Source organism: Mesorhizobium sp. M0768, from assembly GCF_040320195.1.
In the GTDB taxonomy this organism is placed as follows: domain Bacteria; phylum Pseudomonadota; class Alphaproteobacteria; order Rhizobiales; family Rhizobiaceae; genus Mesorhizobium.
Map to the genome: position 1 here is coordinate 233795 of NZ_JAMYPD010000007.1, position 20054 is coordinate 253848.

The window sequence follows — 20054 nt, forward strand, 5'->3', positions numbered from 1 at the left end:
AGCCGGGCGATTGACTTTTCGCCCGGCTTTATTTTTGCGCTGATTGATTCTTCACGCCGATTCGCGCAAGCGCTATGGTGCTGATTCGCTGTCCGGGGACGAGGCCCGGGCGCACGCATCAGGGCGGTCTTGCATTCAGGCGGCGAAGAGGACCAAGACATGCCGGGGGATAACCCGCCTTGCGCGGGGCAGGCCGTTTCCGGCGGCCATAACGATTCGATCACGGGCTCCGCTGCCAGAGGCGGCAGCCTTCTATGGCGCGCCGGCAGCCGTGTCGGGGTGCTGCTTGCTTCTTCCGCGCTAGTTGGTCCGCTGCTTGGCTTTACTGCACATGCCCAAACCCGCGTGGCGCAAAAGGCCGGGCTGTCGGTCAGCACGGTCGAGGTCATGCAACTCGCCATGTTCGTCGGCGTCATGGGGGCGGCATTGCTGTCGGCCATCTTTCTGATCCGCGAACGGGCGCGCACCGCGGCGGAAAATACCGAGCTCAGGACCCGTATCGCCGACGTCAATGCCGCGCTGCAGCGCTCGGAGGCGCTGCTCCATTCCCGCGATCAGCGCGTGGTGGTATGGGCGGCCGAGAACAAGAAGCCCGAGCTTGTCGGGACATTGCCGATCGAGAGCGGCGCGCCGGAGGACCGGGCGGCCTTCCTGGCTTTCGGCCGCTGGCTGATGCCGCGTTCGGCGGCTGCACTCGAACATGCCGTCGCGGCACTGCGGGACAAGGCAAAGCCGTTCGATCTGGTCATCGAATCGCAGGCCGGCCAGCCGCTCGAGGTTCACGGCCGCAAGAGTGCGGCGCATGTGCTGGTTCGCTTCGTCTCGCTTTCGGAGACACAGCGAAGCCAGGCCAGGCTGAAGATCGAGAACCAGCGCTTAGCCGCCGACCATGAGACGCTGATCGGTCTTCTGGATGCGCTCAAGATGCCGTCATGGCTGCGTACTGTCGACGGGCGGCTGAAATGGGTCAACCGCGCCTATGCCGAAGCGGTCGAGGCCGAGAATGCCGAAGCGGCGGTCCGCGATGGCAAGGAATTCCTCGGCGGCCAGGCGCGCGACACGATCGCTGCGCAGCACAGGTCGCGCGCGGTCTTTGAACAGACGCTCTCCACGGTCATCGAAGGCGACCGCCGTATGTTTGCCGTGACCGATTTTGCCGGGGCGGATGGTTCGGCTGGTCTTGCCTGCGACATCAGCGCTATCGAGGCCATTCGCGCCGAATATGAGCGGACCATGCAGAGCCACGCCGACACGCTCGATCAGCTCAACACCGCCGTGGCGATTTTCGACACCGACGAGAAATTGCGGTTTTTCAATCAGGCGTTCCAGAAACTATGGGGCCTCGACAGCGGCTTCCTGCACAGCGCGCCGGACAACGCCTTGCTGCTCGACCGCCTGCGCAGCGAAGGCAAGATCGCCGAGCAGCCCGAATGGCGGCGCTGGAAAGAGAGCCTGCTCGGCGCTTACCGCGCGGTTGAATCGCAGGAGCATTGGTGGCATCTGCCGGACGGCAAGACCATTCGCGTCGTCGCCAATCCGCAGCCCAAGGGCGGCGTCACCTGGGTGTTCGAGAACCTGACCGAGAAGATGGACCTTGAAAGCCGCTACCAGACCGCCGTCCGGGTCCAGGGCGAGACGCTCGACAACCTCGCCGAAGGCGTCGCTGTGTTCGGCCCCGACGGCAGGCTGAGACTGTCGAACCCGGCGTTCGCGGCATTGTGGGGGCTGGATGCCGATGCCTCAAAACCCAACGTCCATGTCTCGACGATCCGCGACCTTTGCGACCGCCGTGCCGTCGACAGTCCGTGGGGCGGGTTCGTTGCCGCCATCACCGGCTTCGACGACGAGCGCCGCGACCGCCACGGCCAAACCGAATTGAACAACGGCACCGTTTTGCGCTACGCCGTCATCCCTTTGCCCAACGGCCAGGTGATGATGACCTTCGTCGACGTTACCGACAGCGTCAATGTCGAGCGGGCGCTGAAGGACAAGAATGAGGCGCTGCAAAAGTCCGACCAGATCAAGAACGAATTCGTGCAGCACGTCTCCTATGAGCTGCGCTCGCCACTCACCAACATCATCGGCTTTACCGAGCTTCTTTCACTGCCGTCGACTGGTCCGCTGAACCAGAAGCAACGCGAATATATCGGGCATGTCGGCTCGTCCTCCTCGGTCCTGCTCACCATCGTCAACGACATCCTCGACCTGGCGACGGTGGATGCCGGCATCATGGAACTCGACATTTCCGAAGTTCACATCGATCGAACCATTACGGCTGCCGCCGAACTGGTCGCCGACCGGCTGGAGGAACATGCGATCAAGCTCAGGATCGACGCGGCGGCCGCGCCGAAAACCTTCCACGGCGACGAGATCCGCGTCCGCCAGATCCTCTTCAATCTGCTCAGCAATGCCGCCAATTACGCGCCGGAGGCGAGCACCATAACGCTCGCCTGCCGCCAACTTGCCGACGGCGTGGAATTTTCCGTTCACGATGACGGCCCCGGCATGCCGCCGGACCTGCTTGACTCAGTGTTCCGGCGCTTCGAGCCGCGCACCAATGGCGGCCGCCGCCGTGGCGCCGGGCTCGGCCTGTCGATCGTCAAGAGCTTTGTCGAACTGCATGGCGGCAGCGTCCGCATCGAGACCGGCAGGGATAAGGGCACCACGGTTGTTTGCGCCTTTCCCGACACGCCGTCCGGCATCCGCGCGGCGGCCGAGTAGCGCGTTCGATGGCGGTATTGGTGCTGGAGCGTTTTCTCGCCGACGAGGCTGCGACGGCAAGGTTCGGCGAGGATCTCGCCATGTCGCTGCGCGTTGGCGACGTGCTCGCCCTCAAGGGCGATCTCGGCGCCGGCAAATCGACCTTGGCACGGGCGCTGATCAGGGCACTGGCCGACGATGCCGGGCTCGACGTGCCGAGCCCGACCTTCACGCTGGTCCAGAGCTACGACGCGCGTGTGCCGGTTCATCATTTCGATCTCTACCGCTTGGGCACGGCATCCGAGCTGGACGAGCTGGGCTTCGACGAGGCGCTGACGCAAGGCGCCGCGCTGGTCGAATGGCCGGAGCGGGCAGAGGCATATCTGCCGAAAACCTCGGTGCTGGTCGAACTTCTCCAGCAGGGCGACGGCCGACTGGCGAGACTATCGGGAGAGGGCGCCGCCTTCGAGCGCGCGGCGCGATCGCTGGCAATGCGCGATTTTCTCGGGCAGGCCGGTTGGGGCGAAGCGCAGCGACGATATTTCATCGGTGATGCCTCGGCTCGCTCCTACGAGATCGTCACGCTCGCCGGATTTCCGCCGCGCGTGCTGATGAACTCGCCAAGGCTGGTGCTCGGACCGCCAGTCCGCGACGGCAAACCCTATGCCGAGATCGCTCACACCGCGCAATCCGTTTCGGCGTTCGTCGCCGTCGACCGGGCCTTGCGGGCCGGCGGCGTCAGCGTCCCGGAAATCCATGCCCAGGATCTCGAGCAGGGTTTTCTTCTGCTGGAGCATCTCGGTTCCCAAGGCTTCCTCGACAAGCGCGGCCAGCCGGTGGCCGCGCGTTATGCGGCGGCGGCCGAACTGCTTGCCATGATGCACGGCAAAACATGGCCGGCCCGCATGCAGGCCGGCCCCGGCGTCTTCCACGACGTGCCGCCTTTCGACCGCGACGCCATAATGATCGAGGCCGAATTGCTGGTCGATTGGTATGTCCCGGCGATATCAGGCGCTCCGCCTAGAGAGGCGCTGCGCGCCGGTTACCGCAGCGAATGGAGTGCGGTGCTCGATCGGCTGGAGGGGCGCGAGTACACGCTGATGCTGCGCGACTTTCATTCGCCCAACCTGATCTGGCGCGCTGACCGTTCCGGTCACGACCGCCTCGGCGTCGTCGATGTCCAGGATGCGCTGATCGGTCCGTCAGCCTACGACGTCGCCTCGCTCGCCATGGACGCGCGCGTCACCATCTCACCTGAAATCGAAAAGCACACGCTCGCCGCCTACATCGCCGCGCGACGTGCTGCCGGTGCCTTCGATGAGAACGAATTCCGCGAAAGCTATGCAATCATGGCCGCACAGCGCAATTCCAAGATCCTCGGCATCTTCGTGCGGCTCGAAAAACGCGATGGCAAGCCTTATTATCTGAAGCATCTGCCGCGCATCCGCGACTATCTTCGCCGGGCACTGGCGCATCCGGCGCTGGCCGGGCTGCAGGATTTCTACATCGCCCACGGCTTCCTGGAGGAACGCTCGATTTGACGGCTAAGGATTTGGGCCTGAAGGCGGCGGATGAGCAGCCGATGCCGACGACCGCCATGGTGCTCGCCGCCGGGCTCGGCAAGCGCATGCGGCCGATCACCGACACCATGCCGAAGCCGCTGGTCAAGGTCGCCGGCAAGACATTGCTCGACTGGGGGCTGGACTGCCTAGCCGGAGCCGGCGTCGCCAAGGCCGTCGTCAACGTCCATTACCTCCCGCAACAGATCGTGGACCATGTAGCCCGCCGCAGTGCGCCGAGAATCGTCATCTCGGATGAGAGTAGGGGCTTGCTTGACTCCGCCGGTGGTATCCTCAAGGCATTGCCCAGGTTAGGGGCGCCCTTCTATGTGCTCAACGCCGACACCTTCTGGATCGACAGCGGCGTTTCCAATCTCAGGCGACTTGCCCTTGCATGGGAGGGCGCGACAATGGACATTCTGCTGATGCTTGCGGATCTCCAGTCGGCAACCGGACATAGCGGCGGCACCGATTTCCTGATGGCGCCGGACGGCGCCTTGCGGCGTGCGAACAACGATCCGGCTGGCCTGATCTATGCCGGCGCCGCAATCGTCCATCCGCGCATCTTCAAGGATGCGCCAGCCGGCCCGCTGTCGCTCAACGCCTATTTCGATGCGGCAATCGCCGCCGGCCGCCTGTTCGGCATGAAAATGCAGGGTCACTGGATTACTGTCGGCACACCTGACGCGATCCCGCGGGCGGAAGCAGCGGTCGCCGCCGCGCTTGCCGGCACGCCCAATGCTGTCGGTGAGGCACCCGGCGCTCTTACCGAGTCGAAATGAGCGGCTCCCGCCGCATTTTCTCGATCCCGCCCGGAGCGCCGTTCCTGCCGACGCTGGCCGAGGCGCTGCTTGCGGGGCGCTTAGTTCCCGGCTTCGCCTATGACGGCGATCCGCTGGCGCTGGCCGATCTCACCATCTATGTGCCGACGCGCCGTGCGGCGCGGGCGCTTCGCGGCGTCTTCGTCGATGCTCTCTCGCGCTCGGGAAGCCGCTCGGCGATCCTGCCGGTCATCCGCCCGCTTGGTGAGTTCGATGAGGATGAAGCCGCCTTCGAGGCAGGAGGTTCGGCCGCCATCGACCTTGCGCCGCCGATCGCCGCGGTCGAGCGTCTTCTGCTGCTTGCGCCGCTGGTGCGGGCGTGGAAACGCCGCCTGCCGGCACATGTCGCGGCATTGTTCGACGAGGAGATCGTCATACCGGCCTCCGCCGCCGACGCCATCTGGCTGGCGCGCGACCTTGCACGCCTGATGGATGAGATCGACACCGAAGGCACGGATTGGGCAAGGCTCGCCGACCTTGTAACCGGCAATCTTGCAGGCTGGTGGCAGGTGACACTCGACTTCCTGACCATCGTGACGGAGAACTGGCCGAACCTGCTCGAGGAACGCCATCGTTCCAATCCGGCCGCGCATCGTAATGCCCTGATAAGGCTGGAGGCGGCGCGGCTGAAGCGTAATCCGCCAGCCGGACCGGTGATCGCCGCCGGGTCCACCGGCTCCATTCCCGCCACGGCCGAGCTGCTTGCCGTGATCGCCGGTCTGCCCAATGGCGCCGTTGTGCTGCCCGGGCTCGACCGGGCGTTGGACGAGCCGTCCTTTGCCGCGATCACCACACCGGGCGCGCGCCCAGCCGTGCTTGGCCACCCGCAATACGGCCTGGCAAAGTTGATCGGCAAGATCGGCGTGCCGCGCGCCGATGTCGAGGAGCTTGCTGTTGCGCCGCGACCGCTTGCGCTGCGCGCCGCACTTGTCGGCGAAGCGCTACGCCCGGCGGAGACCACCGAGCTCTGGGCCGAGACGCGCGCCCGCTTTAGGGCCGGCGATATTGCCGAGGCCTTCGCCGAGGTGACGCTTCTCGAAGCCGCCAGCGAACGCGACGAAGCCGTGGCGATCGCCGTCGCGCTCAAACAGGCTGTCGAACGGCCCGGCCAGCGCGCCGCACTCGTCACCGGCGACCGCGCTCTGGCGCGGCGCGTCTCAGTCGAGCTGCTGCGCTTCGGCGTTGCCGCCGACGATTCCGGCGGCACGCCGCTGATCAACACACCAGCCGCCAGCCTGCTCAGGCTGGCGCTTCAGGCAGCCTTCCGCCCGGGCGACCCCGTCGCCCTGCTGTCGCTGCTCAAGCATCCCCTGCTTGGCCTCGGCCTGGAGCGGGCAAGCGTGCGCCATGCGGCCGAAATCGTCGAACTTGTGGCGCTGCGCGGTGGCACAGGGCGTCCGGACGTGGCGTCGCTGCCGCAGCTCTTCGACACCCGGCTCCTCGAATTCGACGGCAGCGGCAATCGCCGCCCACCCTTCTGGTGGCCGCGGCTTTCGGTCAGGCGCATCGAACAGGCGCGCGACCTGCTGATCCGGCTAACGGCCGCGCTGGCGCCGCTGGTTGCTCTTCGCGGCGACGAGAATGCCGATCTTGCCACCCTTGTGCGCGCCAGCGTCGTTGCGCTCGAAAGTCTCGGCCGCGCCGCTGACGGCAGCCCGAGCGAACTCTATGCGGGCGATGCCGGCGAAAAGCTCGCCGAGCTCTTGCGCGAGCTGGTCGCGGCCTCGGTGTCGTTCTCCTTCGCCGCTGACGAATGGCCTGACGTGATGGAGGCGCTGATCGCGCCCGAGACGGTCCAGCCGGCGCAGGGCACCGACAGGAACATCGCCATCTGGGGTGTGCTGGAAGCGCGGCTTCAGGATGTCGACACGCTGGTCGTCGGCGGGCTCAACGAAGGCGTGTGGCCGCGCAAGCCGGAGAGCGACCGCTTCATGTCGCGGCTGATGAAGACCGGCATCGATCTTGAACCGCCCGAGCGGCGCATCGGCCTTGCCGCCCATGATTTCCAGATGGCCATGGGCGCCAAAAAAGTGGTGCTGGCTCGCTCCGGCCGCTCCGGCGATGCACCGTCGGTACCTTCGCGCTGGCTGCAGCGCATCCTTACATTCGTCGGCGAGGACCACGCTGCTGCACTTCGCCGGCGCGGCGACGAACTGCTTGCCTGGGCGCGCGTGCTCGATGCCGGCGAAAAGCAGGACTTTGCGCCGCGGCCGCAGCCGAAACCACCGCTCGCCGCGCGGCCGCACCACTTCTCGGTCACCGAGATCGAAACGCTGCGTCGCGATCCCTATGCGGTCTATGCCAGAAGGATACTCGGCCTGATGCCGCTCGATCCGGTCATTCGCGATCCGGGCGCAGCCGAGCGTGGCACGCTGTTTCACGCCATTCTGCACCTTTTCGCAACGACGGTGGCCGACCCGCGCGCGCTGGAGGCGTTGGATGGGCTTATTGCCGCCGGGCGCTCCTGCTTTGCCGAGGCGGCCCTGCCGGCCGATGTCGAGGCGGTGTGGTGGCCACGCTTCGAAAAGCTTGCCGCCGGCATCATCGAATGGGAGCGCGGCCGGGCCGCAGCCGTGGCACGGCGGTACGCCGAGGAACGCGCCGAAAAGACCGGCGTGGGCCGATCCGGTGTGACCCTGTCCGGCTATGCCGATCGCATCGATCTGCTGGCCGGCGGCATGGCCGACATCCTCGATTACAAGACCGGCTCCTCGCCATCCAAAGCACAGGCGCACACGCTGCTCGCGCCGCAACTGGCACTCGAGGGCGCGCTGCTCAGGCGCGGCGCTTTCAAGGAGCTTGGCGCATGCGAGCCGTCGCAACTGGCCTTCGTGCGGCTGAGGCCGAATGGCGAAGTGTTCGAGGAATCCATCCTCGAATACAACCGCAAGCCGCGAACCGCCGCCGATCTCGCCGAAGAAGCGTGGGCGCGGCTGGAAAAACTGCTGATCCACTACGCCGACCCGGCGACGGGCTATCTGTCGCGGGCGCTGCCGTTCCGCGAGGGCGAGACCGACGGCGACTACGACCATCTCGCCCGCGTGCTCGAATGGTCCGCCGGCGGCGACGCCGATGACGAGGGAGGGGAGGCATGAAAAAGGCCTACCCCATTCCAAGCGACACTGCCGCGAGCCAGGCAAGCGCATCCGACCCGCGCAATTCCGCCTGGGTGTCGGCCAATGCCGGATCGGGCAAGACCCATGTACTCGCCCAGCGCGTTATCCGGCTGTTGCTGCGCGGCACCGATCCGTCCAAGATCCTATGCCTGACCTATACGCGTGCCGCCGCCGCCAACATGTCGAACCGGGTGTTTTCGACGCTGTCGCAATGGACGGCCCTGGGCGATGCCGAGCTCTCGACACGGATAGAGGCGCTGGACGGCCGCCAGCCCGACCGCGAAACCATGCGCCGGGCGCGGCGGTTGTTTGCCGAGGCGCTGGAAACACCGGGCGGGCTGAAGATCCAGACCATCCACGCCTTCTGCGAATCGGTGCTGCATCAGTTCCCGCTGGAAGCCAATATCCCTGCGCATTTCGAAATGCTCGATCCGCAAATGGAGGCTTCGCTGTTTGCCGCCGCCCGCCGCGACATGATTTCGGGCGGCGTTGCAGGCGATGCGGCATTGTCCGAGGCCTTCGCCACCGTGCTGGAGCGCGGCGGCGAGCATGGGCTCGACGCACTGCTGGCCGAGATCGTGCGCAAGCGCGATGGTTTGCGTGCGTTCATCGCCGCGGCCGGCGGCGATGGTTTTCAGGCGCTGTTCGACGAGTTCCATTTCCGCGCCGGCCAGACGGCCGAAGGTATAGCCGCCTCGGTCTGGCCGCTGCCCGGCTTCCTGCCGGATTATCTCGTCACCTTTTCACGGGCAGCCGAGGCCGCCGATGCGCGCATCGTGCTGAACAATCTGCTGCCATACGCCCGCCTTGCCTTTGCCGAGGAGGATCCGGTACGTCGCCTGAATTTGCTCTCCAAGGCTTTCCTGAGGGCCGACGGCGAGCCTTACGATCCGGCAAAGACGTTTAAAAGGGCATTGCTTCACCGGTTGCCCGATCTTGCCGAACGATATCTGGCGGCGGTCGACGCCATTCTTGAAATCTCCGACCGGCTGGCCTTGTTCAGGATGCTGGAAGGCACGCGTGCGGCGCTGACCATCGCCGACTGGCTGATCGCCCGCTACGAGCAATTGAAGCGCGCGCGCGGCTTCCTCGACTTCAACGACCTGATCACCCGCACGGTCCATCTACTGGCGCGGCCCGACGCCGGCCCATGGGTGCAGTACAAGCTCGACCAGGGCATCGACCACATCCTCCTCGACGAGGCGCAGGACACCAGTCCCGACCAGTGGGAGGTAGTCAAGCGGCTGGCGGAGGAGTTCTTTGCCGGGCTCGGCGCACGCGACGCCGTCCACCGCACCATCTTTGCGGTCGGCGACGAAAAGCAGTCGATCTATTCCTTCCAGGGAGCCGCCCCGGACTCCTTTGCCGACAGCCGGCTTTTGTTTGCCGGCAAAGTCAGATCCGCCGCCGCCGCCTTCGCCGATCTCAAGCTAACCTGGTCGTTTCGCTCGACCGAAGATGTTCTTGCCGCCGTCGACCGGGTCTTTGCCGACCCGAACGTGCGGCGCGGCATCAGCCACGATCCCGATCCGCTCGACCACAAGGCGATCCGCACCGATGCGCCGGGTCATGTCGAGGTCTGGCCGTCGATCGGCGCCAACGTCGTCGACGAACCAGACGATTGGACGCAAGCGGTCGACCATGCCCACGCGCCGGCAGTCCGCGTCGCTGAAAACGTCGCCGCAACGATTGCCGGCTGGATCGGCAACGGTGAGGTCATCGAAGGGCGTGGCAAGAAACTCCGGCCCGGCGACGTGCTGGTGCTGGTGCGCAAGCGCGACCGCTTCGTCCATGCGCTGACACGGGCGTTGAAGCGCCGCGACATCCCGGTGGCCGGCGCCGACCGGCTCAGCCTGCCTGGCCATATCGCGGTGAAGGACCTGATCGCACTCGGTCACTTTCTCATCCAGCCCGAGGACGATCTGTCGCTGGCCGCCGTGCTGCGCAGCCCGATCTTCGATGTCTCGGAAGAGCAGCTTTTCGCGCTTGCTGCGGAGAGGCCATCGAGCGTCTCGCTGATCGCCTCGCTGCGCCGACATGCCGGCGAAAGCGAGGCGTTGGCCGCCGTCGTCAGCCGGCTCGGCACATGGTCGAACGAGGCCGCATTCAAGCCGGTGTTCGAATTCTATGCTGCAGCTCTCGCCCGCGACGGCCTGCGCAAGAAGATGATCGCGCGGCTCGGGCCGGAGGCCGGCGACGTCCTCGACGAATTCCTGAATTTCTGCCTGGCCGAGGAGCGGACCGGCCTGCCGGGACTGGAATCCTTCCTGTCGACGTTGGAAAACGCCGGCCCCGAGATCAAGCGCGAAATGGACCAGACCCGCGACGAGGTTCGCGTCATGACCGTGCATGCCGCCAAAGGCCTGGAGGCGCCGGTGGTATTCCTTGTCGATGGCGGCTCCGCGCCGTTCAGTGACCAGCATCTGCCGAGATTGATGCCGTTCGAAGGCTCGGGCGACTGCTGGGAGGGCAAGGGCTATCTCTGGCGTTCGGCCAGCGATGTCGCAAATGGGTTTTCACGCGCCGCATCGGCCCGCGCCCGCGAGCTCGCCGACGACGAATATCGCCGGCTGCTCTATGTCGGCATGACCCGCGCCGAGGATCGGCTGATCGTCTGCGGCTACCACGGCAAGCGGGCGCCGAATATCGGTACCTGGCATTCGATCGTCAGCCGCGCACTGGTCGGTGCCGCAGAGAGCGAAGAACGCCGGCATCCCGCCACTGGCGAGACCGTGCATCGTTTCCAGGTGACGAAGCTGCCGCCCATGCCACTGGCGGCAGTGAATGAGGCACGACAGGCGGAACGCTTTGCACCACTGCCTGAAACCCTGTTCCAGTCTCTGCCGCCCTTCGAGGAATTGCCGCGGCCGCTCTCGCCGTCCGGCGCCTCGGTGCTGATCGACGAGGCGCGGCAAGCGGTGGCCGACACGCGTTCGCCGGTGCTGGATGCCGACGCCGAGCCCGGCTTTGCCGTCGTGCGCGGGCTGGCGCTGCACAAATTGCTGCAGATGCTGCCCGGCATCGCCGAGGGAACACGCCGGGATGCCGCCGAACGCTATCTGGCAAGAGCCGGCGCGGCATGGCCCGACGACGAGCGCGACAAGGCCCTGGCTGGCGTTTTCAGAATTCTTGCCGACAGCCGCTTCGCGCCGCTGTTTGCGCCAAACTCGCGCGCCGAAGTCGCCATCATGGGCAGCCTGGAGGTGAGGGGCAAACTGCGCTCGATTTCCGGCAAGATCGACCGGTTGGCAGTAACGCCGGACAAGGTTTCGATCGTCGACTACAAGACCAATCGGCCAGCGCCAGCTACGCTCGCCGAAGTGCCGCAAGCCTATGTTCTGCAGCTCGCACTTTATCGCGCGCTGCTTCAGCCGCTCTATCCGGGACGCGAGGTCTCGGCGGCGCTGCTGTTCACCGAAGCGCCGCGGCTGATCGAGCTGCCGGCAGCGGCCATGGACGACGCGCTTGCTAGACTCACGGGAGCGTGACACAACACTTGCTTGAAGACGGACACGATCACCACCACATTTGGTGGGACGAATAAATCGAAAGGATCTCAGCATGGCCACCGTCAAGGTCGACAAGAGCAATTTCCAGGCCGACGTGCTCAACGCCAAGGAGCCGGTCGTGGTCGATTTCTGGGCGGAATGGTGCGGCCCGTGCAAGATGATCGCCCCGGCGCTCGAGGACATCGCCATCGAACTCGGCAGCAAGATAAAGATCGCCAAGCTCAACATCGACGAGAATCCTGAGCTGGCCGCGCAGTTCGGCGTGCGCTCGATCCCGACGCTGATGATCTTCAAGGGCGGCGAAGTCGCCGACATGAAGGTCGGTGCTGCGCCGAAAACGGCATTGTCGCACTGGATCAACGGCAGCCTCGCCTGATCCGATCAAAATTTTGCAGAAAAGCCCGGCCTCGCGCCGGGCCTTCTTTTGCTGGCGTCATTGGTGGGCCGCTCTGGCACTCGCGGCTTGCCGCCCGGTATTCTTCTCTTCTGAATTCAAAGGAGAAGCGATATGACCGGATCCGCCAAGGCCACCGTCTTCATCGACAATGAGCGCGTCATCGTCACCGAATACCGCTTCGCCCCGGGCGACAACACCGGCTGGCACCGCCATGGCCACGACTATGTGATCGTGCCTTTGACCGACGGCAAGGTGAAGCTCCTGACCAAGGATGGCGAATCCTTTGCCGAGATGAAGAAGGGCGCCCCGTATTTCCGCAACGAGGGCGTCGAACATGACGTCATCAGTGCAAACGATGGCGAATTCGCCTTCATCGAGGTCGAGCTGAAGTAGTCCACCAACCATCGGCTGCGCCGCTACAATTGTCCCGGCGAGGCGCGATCACCAATCCGCGACACGATCGCCGCCGACGAATTGTGCGCTTTTTTCAGTGTATTCGAACAGTTCTATCCTCACGCCGTTGGGGTCGCGGATCCAAGCCTGGTAGGTGTCATCGCACGCGCGTTTCTTGGAAGTGACATCAACCCCCTTTGACCTCAGATGGGCGATCGCGGCGTCGATGTTTTCCACTTCGAGGCAGAAGTGGTTGATCTGGTTCAAGTCGCCATAGCTGGCGCCGTCTTTCTGGAACACCTCGACATGGCTACGGCTGCCGCAATTGAGGTAGAAGCCAAAAATCTTCCCGTCGCGCAGGAAATTGAACTGGGTGTCCATGCCGAGGACGTCCCGATAGAAGCTTCGCGTCATCTCCAGGTCATTCGCGAAAATGCAAACGTGTGCGAGCTGCTTTACCTTGATCATGATTGGCTCCTCGCGGTGGTCTGACAAGTTTGGCGTCACCGTGGCCCGGCTGAAGCACGCCTCAAACCGGCGGCGTGCCGTTTTCGGCCAACACCGCGCCGGCCAGGTAAAGTGACCCGCCGATCAGGATGCGCGGCGGCGGTCCGTCCCATGTGTCGCGCAGCAGCATCAGCGCATTGGCGACGGAACTGACCGGTTCAGCCGACAGGCCGGCCTCGATGGCGCGGGTCGCCAGCTCGTCGTTCGGCACGCCCGCGTCGCTCAGGCTCACCGGCACGGTGTAGACATGCCGGACCAGGCCTTTGAAGGCGCGGAAATAGCCGCTCTGGTCCTTGGTGTTGATCATACCCGAGATCAGGAACAGCGGACGCGGGTTCTTTTCCTCCTGCTCGGCCAGCGCCTCGGCGACGACCACGCCAGCGCCGGGATTGTGGCCGCCGTCGAGCCAGATGTCGGCGCCCTTCGGCGCCAGTTCGCTCAGCCGTCCTTGCGGCAGCTTTTGCATGCGGCCCGGCCAGGCAACATTCGCCATCGCCTTCTCGGCAGCGCGGTGGCTGATCTCGAAGCCCGCCGCCTTGACCGCCGCGATCGCCGCCGCCGCATTGGCGAATTGATGGCGCCCCGGCAGGCGCGGCGGCGGCAGGTCCATCAATCCGTCTTCGTCCTGATAGACCATGCGGCCGTTTTCCTCATAGGCAAGGAAATCCTGGCCATAGACGAAGGCGGGGCAGTCGAGCCGCTCGGCGGTTTCGATGAGCACCTGCTGCGCCGTCTCGCTTTCCTGCGCGCCGATGACGACCGGGCATCCGCGCTTGATGATGCCGGCCTTTTCGGCGGCGATCAGCTCGACGCGGTCGCCGAGATAGGCTTCGTGGTCGAGCGACACCGGCATGATCACCGACACGGCCGGCTCGGCGATGACATTGGTGGCGTCGAAGCGGCCGCCAAGGCCAACCTCGAGGATGACGGCATCGGCTGGATGTTCGGAAAACAGCAGGAAGGTGACGGCGGTGAGGATTTCGAAGACGGTGATCTTCTGGCCTTGATTGGCTTTGGCGACGCGGGCGATGGCTTCGGCGAAGACCTTGTCGTCGACCAGCCTGCCGCCGCCATCTGCGGCCAGCCGGTAGCGCTCGTGCCAGTTCACCAGATGTGGCGAGGTGTGGACGTGGACGCGGTAGCCGGCGGCTTCGAGCAGCGCCCGTGAAAAAGCAGCACAGGAGCCCTTGCCGTTGGTGCCGGCGATGTGGATGACCGGCGGCAGCTGGTCCTGCGGATTGCCGAGCCGCTCGAGCAGCCGCGAAATGCGGTCGAGCGAAAGGTCGAAGCCCTTCGGATGAAGCGCAATCAGGCTTTCGATTTCGCGGTCGGCGGCAAGCGTGGTCATGGCGAATCCTAGGCGCGCCGCGGACGGCGCGCAATCGCAGTTCGTGGCGAATGCGTCAGGCGTGCGGCCGGGCTTCGGCCGGAATCACCGACGGCGGCAAGATTTCCGGTTCCTGAGATTTTTGCTCCTCCGGCAGCTTGAGCAGCATTCTCAGCAGCCGTGCAATGGTCTGGCGCATCTCCAGCCGTGACACCACCATGTCGACCATGCCGTGTTCCATCAGATATTCGGCGCGCTGGAAGCCGTCAGGCAGCTTTTCGCGGATGGTCTGCTCGATGACGCGCGGGCCGGCAAAGCCGATCAGGGCGCCGGGCTCGGCAATATGCACGTCGCCCAGCATCGCATACGAGGCGGTGACGCCGCCGGTCGTCGGGTTGGTCAGGACGACGATGTAGGGCAGGCCGGCCTCCTTCAGCCTGTCGACGCCGACCGTGGTCCGTGGCAACTGCATCAGCGACAGGATGCCTTCCTGCATACGGGCGCCGCCGGAGGCCGCAAACAGGATCAGCGGCCGCTTGCGCTGCAAGGCGACCTCGAAACCATGCACGATGGCGTCACCTGCCGCCATGCCGAGCGAGCCGCCCATGAAGGCAAAATCCTGCACCGTCACCACCACCGGCACGCCCTCGACCGTGCCCAGCGCATTGATGATGGCGTCTTCCATGCCGGTCTTGGCCTTGGCATCCCTAAGCCGGTCTACGTAGCGCTTCTCGTCGCGGAACTTGAGCGGATCCTGAACGACCTTGGGGTTTTCCAGCGTCTCGTATTTGCCGTCGTCGAGGAAGAATTTCAGCCGTTCCTTGGCTGATATCTTCATATGGTGGCCGGAGGACGGGATGACGAACTGGTTCTGCTCCAGATCCTTATGGAACACCATTTCGCCGGTCTCGGGATCCTTGATCCACAGGTTTTCCGGCATGTCGGTGCGGCGGCCGAGCATCGAATTGATCTTCGGGCGGACGTAATTGGTGATCCAGTTCATCGCTTCGGCTCCTGTCCTTACGAAGAGTTAGACCATGATCCCGAAAAGTGGAAACCGGTTTTCGCTGGAGATCATGGCCAACCAGAAGATCAAGATTATTCAGCGGCAGCAAGGCGAGCCGCGCGAACCCCTTGCGAAAGCCCGCTGACCAGCGTGGCGACGGCCTCGGCCGGATCGGCGGTCTTTTCGCCCTTCGGCCCCAGCACGTTGGCGACTGCATTGACAATCGCGGTGCCGACAACGACGCCGTCGGCCGACGCGCCGATGGTGCGCGCCTGCTCTGCGGTCTTGACGCCGAAGCCGACACAGACCGGCAGGTCGGTATGGCTCTTGATGCGCTTGACCGCTGCCGCCACCTTGCCGGTGTCGGCCAGCGCCGAACCGGTGATGCCGGTCATCGAGACGTAGTAGACGAAACCCGACGTGTTCTGCAGCACCTTGGGCAGGCGCTTGTCGTCGGTGGTCGGCGTCGCCAGCCGGATGAAATTGATGCCGGCCTTGAGTGCCGGGATGCAAAGCTCCTCGTCCATCTCAGGCGGCAGGTCGACGACGATCAGCCCGTCGATGCCGCTGGCCAGCGCGTCGCTCAGGAAGCGCTCGACGCCGTAGATGTAGATCGGATTGTAATAGCCCATCAAGACGATCGGCGTTTCACTGTCGCCGGCGCGGAATTCCGAGGCCATCTTCAGCGTCTTGACCAAAGTCTGGCCGCCCTTCAGCGCCCGCAGGCCGGCCGCCTGGATCGCCGGGCCGTCGGCCATTGGATCGGAAAACGGCATGCCTAACTCGATGATGTCGCTGCCGGCGCCGGGCAGCGCCTTCATGATCGACAGGGACGTGTCGTAGTCCGGATCGCCGCCCATGAAATAGGTGACGAGTGCCGGTCGCCCCTCGGCCTTCAGCTTTGCCATGCGGCGGTCGATACGGGTGGCCATGATCAGATCTCCATGCCCAGCATATTGGCCACCGTATGCACGTCCTTGTCGCCGCGGCCGGACAGGTTGACGATGACGATCTGGTCCTTTTCCATGTCAGGCACGATCTTCACCGCCTGTGCGATGGCATGGGCCGATTCCAGCGCCGGAATGATGCCCTCGACGCGTGTCGTCAGCTGAAACGCCTCCAGCGCCTCGTCGTCGAGGATCGGCACATAGTCGACGCGGCCGGAATCGCGCAGCCATGAGTGCTCGGGACCGACGCCCGGATAGTCGAGCCCGGCCGAGATCGAGTGGCCGTCCATGATCTGGCCGTCGGCGTTCTGCAAGAGGTAGGTGCGGTTGCCATGCAGCACGCCGGGCGCGCCGGCACTCATCGAGGCGCAATGCTCGATGCCGTCGAGGCCGCGGCCGCCGGCTTCGACGCCGATGATGCGCACCTCACTGTCATCCAGGAAGGGATGGAACAGGCCGATAGCGTTGGAACCGCCGCCGACACAAGCGATGATGGTGTCCGGCAGCCGGCCTTCCTGCTCGAGGATCTGGGCGCGCGCCTCGGTGCCGATCACCGACTGGAAGTCGCGCACCAACTCCGGATAGGGGTGCGGGCCGGCGGCGGTGCCGATCAGGTAATAGGTATCCTCGACGTTGGTCACCCAGTCACGCAGGGCCTCGTTCATGGCGTCCTTCAGCGTGCCGTGGCCGGCCGTCACCGGCCGCACCTCGGCGCCCAGAAGCTTCATGCGAAATACGTTGGGGCTTTGCCGGGCGACATCGGTCGCGCCCATATAGACGATACAAGGAAGCCCGAAGCGCGCCGCGACCGTAGCGGAAGCGACGCCATGCTGGCCGGCACCGGTCTCCGCGATGATCCTCGTCTTGCCCATGCGCTTGGCGAGCAGGATCTGGCCGAGGCAGTTGTTGATCTTGTGCGAGCCGGTGTGGTTCAGGTCCTCGCGCTTGAAATAGACCTTTGCGCCGCCGCCTAGGCCCTTCGCCGAGGACACCTCACGAAGATGCCTGGTCAGGCCTTCGGCGAAATAGAGCTTCGACGGCCGCCCGGCGTAATGCGTCGAGAGATCGGTCAGTTCGGCCTTGAAATCCGGGTCGTTCTTGACCTCGTTCCAGTGCCGCTCCAGCTCAAGGATCAGCGGCATCAGCGTTTCGGCAACGAAACGACCGCCAAAAATGCCGAACATGCCCTGCTCGTCGGGGCCGGTGCGGAAGGAATTCGGTATCGCCGGCTTGTCCATCGCCGATCTCCTGGTCTGTGGTTTGAAGCGTGGTCAGGCGGCGCGGTTGTCGCGTGCTGCCCCGACGGCGCGGAAAAATTGTTCGATCAGCGCCGGTTCCTTGACGCCCGGCGCGCTCTCCACGCCCGAGGAAACATCTATTCCGGGCGGGTTCGCCAGCCGAAAGGCGTCGCCGATATTGCCGGCATTGAGCCCTCCGGAAAGCATGTAATCGACGCCGGCGTCAAGGCCAGCCAGAATGCGCCAGTCGAAGGCAAGACCGTTGCCGCCCGGCAATTCCGAACCCTTAGGCGGCTTGGCATCGAACAGGAAGCGGTCGGCAATGCCGATGAAGGGCTTGACTCGCCCGAGATCGGCGGCCTCGCTGACCGGCAGTGCCTTCATCATCGGCAAGCCGTAGCGGGCCTTCACCTCGGCCACCCGCTCGGGAGGCTCGGCGCCGTGAAGCTGCAGCATATCGGGCTGCATCTTTTCGACGATGTCATCCAGGAACGCATCGCTGGCGTCGACCGTCACGGCAACCGCCTTGGCCTTGCCGCGCGCCGCTTCGCGCAGGCGGCCGGCTTCCGCCGGCTCGACATAGCGCGGGCTTTTGGCAAAGAAAATGAAGCCGACATGGCTGGCGCCGCCGGCCAATGCCGCAGCCAGTGCCTTGTCGGTCTTCAACCCGCATATCTTGATGTCCAGCGCCATGGCGCGGGATTGGCATGAAACGGCCAAAGAGTCGAGAAAAAGCATCCTGTTTGCCGCCAGCGCGGAACGCGCTACCTTGCTAATGTAAGAGCGGAACGCGCTACCTTGCTAATATAAGCGCAACGCTACTTGCTCAGGCACAGAGGCGGGAGAACAAAGATCATGCCGGAAAAGACCGTCGCGGAACTCAGGCAAAAGCTGGCGCAGGCCCATGAGGTCATCGCTCATTTGATGGACAAGGCAGCCTTCAACGGCGCCGAGGCGCACCGGGCGCTGGCTTATTTCAGCAACGAGACCTTCGAGAAGGATTTCCTGCCCTGGCCGCGCCATGTCGATGAGGGGTTGCGGCCGGAGGAGTTGAACGCAGCCAATGACGATTGATCGGCAGTGCAGAATCTATTGAGGCCGGCGCGAAGGATCGCTACAGTTTCCATTTCGTGCCCCTACAAGCATCCTACTCGAACGCGATCGCCTGCAGCGCGCCGCCATTGCGCTTGAGCCAGTCCTTGCAGCGCTCGGTATCCGGGCAAAGCTGCTCGCATAGTTTCCAGAATTTCGGGCCGTGGTTCATCTCCTTGAGATGCGCCACCTCATGCGCGACGAGGTAGTTTATCACCGGCCGCGGCGCCATCATGATGCGCCAGGAAAACGCCAGATTGCCGTCCGACGTGCAGGATCCCCAGCGGCTCGACGTGTCCTTGAAACGGATCGCCTTGGCTCGCTTGCCAATCGCCGCGCTGTGCTTCGTCACCAGCGCCTCGATCTCGCGCTTGGCTTCGCGCTTCAGGAAATCGGCGATGCGGCGCGGCAGATGCACACGCTCGCCATGCACGATCATCAGCGGTCCGCGCTCGTCGCGCGACAGCGTGACGGTTCCGCGTTTCGACGGTTCATGGACGATGCGATGCGGCACACCGCGCACCGGTACCTTGATGCCGGGCCGCACCTGCGGCCGGTTGGGTACCTTGGCCAGCCTTTGCTCCAGCCAGTCCTGATGGCGGTCGAGGAATTTTTCCACCTCGCCGCGGCGCAGCCCCGGCGGCACGGTGATGCGCAAACCGCGGCCGCCGGAATCGATGCGCAGCGTCAGGCGCCGCGCCCGGTCGTTCTCGACGATCTTGAGCGGCAGCGTGCGGCCGGCAACGCAATGCTCGCGCTCCACGACGGGCGTGGACTTGGGTTTCGTCGGGGTGCGGAAGAAGCCGAAGGACATTCCGGGACGATACGTGATTCGAGGGAAACGACTAGAACAAAAAAGAAACGGCGCCGCTGACGCGACGCCGTTGGATTATCTATCTGGGCACGGGACCTTACTCGTCGAGCAGGCCTGGCGTGGAGTTGCCGCCGCGTTTGTTGTTCGTCGTCGAGCCAGTTGACCCACCCGTCGTGGGCGACGTCGACTTGTTGCGGTTGGCCATGAAGCGATCGAACTCTTCCTGGTCCTTGGCGCGGCGCAATTCACGGGCATATTCATCGAACTCGCTCAGCATCTCGTCGAGCTTGCGGCGTTCCTCGGCAAGCCGCTCGAGTTCCTTTTCGCGCCAGTCGTCGAAAGCGACGTTGCCGGTGCGTGCAGAGCCATGGCCCCAGCGCGCGGCCCTGTCGGAACCGCGGCGGCAACCGGCGAAGATGCCGTCGGTGGCGCGGTTGACGTCGCGCTTGAAGCCCTCGAGCCGATCGCCCCAGATGATGTAGGCGAGCATGGCTAAGCCGAGCGGCCAGAACACCATGAACCCGATCACCATCAACGCGATGGTCGCCGGCGTCCAGGCCGGACGGATCAATGCAGATGTGTTCATTTCTTCCAATCCTTCAGTTGGAGGCAGCCAAATCCGGCTGCG

At 64.7% G+C, this 20054-nt stretch carries 16 protein-coding genes; 8 read left to right on the plus strand and 8 right to left on the minus strand.

The genetic code is table 11. The features are described 5' to 3' along the window. Nucleotides 1-159 precede the first annotated feature (159 nt). The 7 genes from NKI08_RS12670 to NKI08_RS12700 all read left to right on the plus strand — a co-directional run bounded on the left by NKI08_RS12670 (nt 160) and on the right by NKI08_RS12700 (nt 12495). Entirely contained in the window at nt 160-2721 is a 2562-nt protein-coding gene (locus NKI08_RS12670; RefSeq protein WP_352769615.1) for a sensor histidine kinase, read from the plus strand. 8 nt (nt 2722-2729) lie between these two features. Beyond that, complete coding sequence (tsaE, locus tag NKI08_RS12675; protein ID WP_352769618.1) at nt 2730-4241, plus strand: tRNA (adenosine(37)-N6)-threonylcarbamoyltransferase complex ATPase subunit type 1 TsaE; 1512 nt, start codon at nt 2730-2732, stop codon at nt 4239-4241. A gap of 56 nt (nt 4242-4297) precedes the next feature. Then, nucleotides 4298-5041 carry a nucleotidyltransferase family protein gene (locus NKI08_RS12680; protein ID WP_352616837.1) on the plus strand — a complete coding sequence of 248 codons (744 nt, stop codon included), beginning with the start codon at nt 4298-4300 and terminating at the stop codon, nt 5039-5041. Continuing rightward, nucleotides 5038-8175 (plus strand): double-strand break repair protein AddB, encoded by a 3138-nt coding sequence (addB, locus tag NKI08_RS12685; RefSeq protein WP_352769621.1) that lies wholly within the window; start codon nt 5038-5040, stop codon nt 8173-8175. Before NKI08_RS12680 ends, addB begins: the two co-directional genes overlap by 4 nt. Further along, on the plus strand, nt 8172-11684 hold the full coding sequence (gene addA / locus NKI08_RS12690) for a double-strand break repair helicase AddA (protein WP_352769624.1): 3513 nt from the start codon (nt 8172-8174) through the stop codon (nt 11682-11684). Before addB ends, addA begins: the two co-directional genes overlap by 4 nt. A gap of 73 nt (nt 11685-11757) precedes the next feature. Next, nucleotides 11758-12081, plus strand: a complete 324-nt coding sequence (gene trxA / locus NKI08_RS12695) for a thioredoxin (protein ID WP_023677558.1) — start codon at nt 11758-11760, stop codon at nt 12079-12081. Nucleotides 12082-12213: 132 nt separating this feature from the next. Beyond that, on the plus strand, nt 12214-12495 hold the full coding sequence (locus NKI08_RS12700; protein WP_023718287.1) for a cupin domain-containing protein: 282 nt from the start codon (nt 12214-12216) through the stop codon (nt 12493-12495). Between the two features lie 48 nt (nt 12496-12543). Here NKI08_RS12700 and NKI08_RS12705 read toward each other — a convergent pair whose 3' ends face one another. The 6 genes from NKI08_RS12705 to NKI08_RS12730 all read right to left on the minus strand — a co-directional run bounded on the left by NKI08_RS12705 (nt 12544) and on the right by NKI08_RS12730 (nt 18213). Beyond that, nucleotides 12544-12963, minus strand: a complete 420-nt coding sequence (locus NKI08_RS12705) for a VOC family protein (RefSeq protein ID WP_352769627.1) — start codon at nt 12961-12963, stop codon at nt 12544-12546. Between the two features lie 61 nt (nt 12964-13024). After that, nucleotides 13025-14350 carry a bifunctional folylpolyglutamate synthase/dihydrofolate synthase gene (locus NKI08_RS12710; protein ID WP_352769630.1) on the minus strand — a complete coding sequence of 442 codons (1326 nt, stop codon included), beginning with the start codon at nt 14348-14350 and terminating at the stop codon, nt 13025-13027. A 55-nt stretch (nt 14351-14405) separates the two neighbouring features. Then, nucleotides 14406-15332, minus strand: coding sequence for an acetyl-CoA carboxylase, carboxyltransferase subunit beta (accD, locus tag NKI08_RS12715; RefSeq protein WP_352682217.1), 927 nt, complete (start codon nt 15330-15332; stop codon nt 14406-14408). A gap of 95 nt (nt 15333-15427) precedes the next feature. Next, nucleotides 15428-16267, minus strand: a complete 840-nt coding sequence (gene trpA / locus NKI08_RS12720; protein ID WP_023677563.1) for a tryptophan synthase subunit alpha — start codon at nt 16265-16267, stop codon at nt 15428-15430. Nucleotides 16268-16269: 2 nt separating this feature from the next. Further along, entirely contained in the window at nt 16270-17520 is a 1251-nt protein-coding gene (gene trpB / locus NKI08_RS12725) for a tryptophan synthase subunit beta (protein ID WP_352769634.1), read from the minus strand. 33 nt (nt 17521-17553) lie between these two features. Further along, nucleotides 17554-18213 carry a phosphoribosylanthranilate isomerase gene (locus NKI08_RS12730; protein WP_352769688.1) on the minus strand — a complete coding sequence of 220 codons (660 nt, stop codon included), beginning with the start codon at nt 18211-18213 and terminating at the stop codon, nt 17554-17556. A 162-nt stretch (nt 18214-18375) separates the two neighbouring features. Here NKI08_RS12730 and NKI08_RS12735 point away from each other — a divergent pair, with 162 nt between their 5' ends. Continuing rightward, on the plus strand, nt 18376-18594 hold the full coding sequence (locus NKI08_RS12735; RefSeq protein ID WP_254815955.1) for a hypothetical protein: 219 nt from the start codon (nt 18376-18378) through the stop codon (nt 18592-18594). 73 nt (nt 18595-18667) lie between these two features. Here the strand turns inward: NKI08_RS12735 and NKI08_RS12740 are convergent, their stop codons facing one another. Together NKI08_RS12740 and NKI08_RS12745 are read right to left on the minus strand one after the other, a co-directional pair. Then, nucleotides 18668-19426, minus strand: coding sequence for a M48 family metallopeptidase (locus NKI08_RS12740; RefSeq protein ID WP_352769637.1), 759 nt, complete (start codon nt 19424-19426; stop codon nt 18668-18670). 97 nt (nt 19427-19523) lie between these two features. Continuing rightward, on the minus strand, nt 19524-20012 hold the full coding sequence (locus NKI08_RS12745) for a DUF2852 domain-containing protein (RefSeq protein ID WP_352451639.1): 489 nt from the start codon (nt 20010-20012) through the stop codon (nt 19524-19526). Nucleotides 20013-20054 lie beyond the last annotated feature (42 nt).

What these genes read in the sequence shown, in the direction of transcription:
- trxA (WP_023677558.1), top strand. Translation starts at nt 11,758, where the DNA reads ATGGCCACCGTCAAGGTCGACAAGAGCAATTTCCAGGCCGACGTGCTC.
- addA (WP_352769624.1), top strand. Translation starts at nt 8,172, where the DNA reads ATGAAAAAGGCCTACCCCATTCCAAGCGACACTGCCGCGAGCCAGGCA.
- NKI08_RS12670 (WP_352769615.1), top strand. Translation starts at nt 160, where the DNA reads ATGCCGGGGGATAACCCGCCTTGCGCGGGGCAGGCCGTTTCCGGCGGC.
- accD (WP_352682217.1), bottom strand. Translation starts at nt 15,332, where the DNA reads ATGAACTGGATCACCAATTACGTCCGCCCGAAGATCAATTCGATGCTC.
- NKI08_RS12735 (WP_254815955.1), top strand. Translation starts at nt 18,376, where the DNA reads ATGCCGGAAAAGACCGTCGCGGAACTCAGGCAAAAGCTGGCGCAGGCC.
- NKI08_RS12740 (WP_352769637.1), bottom strand. Translation starts at nt 19,426, where the DNA reads ATGTCCTTCGGCTTCTTCCGCACCCCGACGAAACCCAAGTCCACGCCC.
- trpB (WP_352769634.1), bottom strand. Translation starts at nt 17,520, where the DNA reads ATGGACAAGCCGGCGATACCGAATTCCTTCCGCACCGGCCCCGACGAG.
- addB (WP_352769621.1), top strand. Translation starts at nt 5,038, where the DNA reads ATGAGCGGCTCCCGCCGCATTTTCTCGATCCCGCCCGGAGCGCCGTTC.
- tsaE (WP_352769618.1), top strand. Translation starts at nt 2,730, where the DNA reads ATGGCGGTATTGGTGCTGGAGCGTTTTCTCGCCGACGAGGCTGCGACG.
- NKI08_RS12710 (WP_352769630.1), bottom strand. Translation starts at nt 14,350, where the DNA reads ATGACCACGCTTGCCGCCGACCGCGAAATCGAAAGCCTGATTGCGCTT.
- NKI08_RS12705 (WP_352769627.1), bottom strand. Translation starts at nt 12,963, where the DNA reads ATGATCAAGGTAAAGCAGCTCGCACACGTTTGCATTTTCGCGAATGAC.
- NKI08_RS12700 (WP_023718287.1), top strand. Translation starts at nt 12,214, where the DNA reads ATGACCGGATCCGCCAAGGCCACCGTCTTCATCGACAATGAGCGCGTC.
- trpA (WP_023677563.1), bottom strand. Translation starts at nt 16,267, where the DNA reads ATGGCCACCCGTATCGACCGCCGCATGGCAAAGCTGAAGGCCGAGGGG.
- NKI08_RS12745 (WP_352451639.1), bottom strand. Translation starts at nt 20,012, where the DNA reads ATGAACACATCTGCATTGATCCGTCCGGCCTGGACGCCGGCGACCATC.
- NKI08_RS12730 (WP_352769688.1), bottom strand. Translation starts at nt 18,213, where the DNA reads ATGGCGCTGGACATCAAGATATGCGGGTTGAAGACCGACAAGGCACTG.
- NKI08_RS12680 (WP_352616837.1), top strand. Translation starts at nt 4,298, where the DNA reads ATGGTGCTCGCCGCCGGGCTCGGCAAGCGCATGCGGCCGATCACCGAC.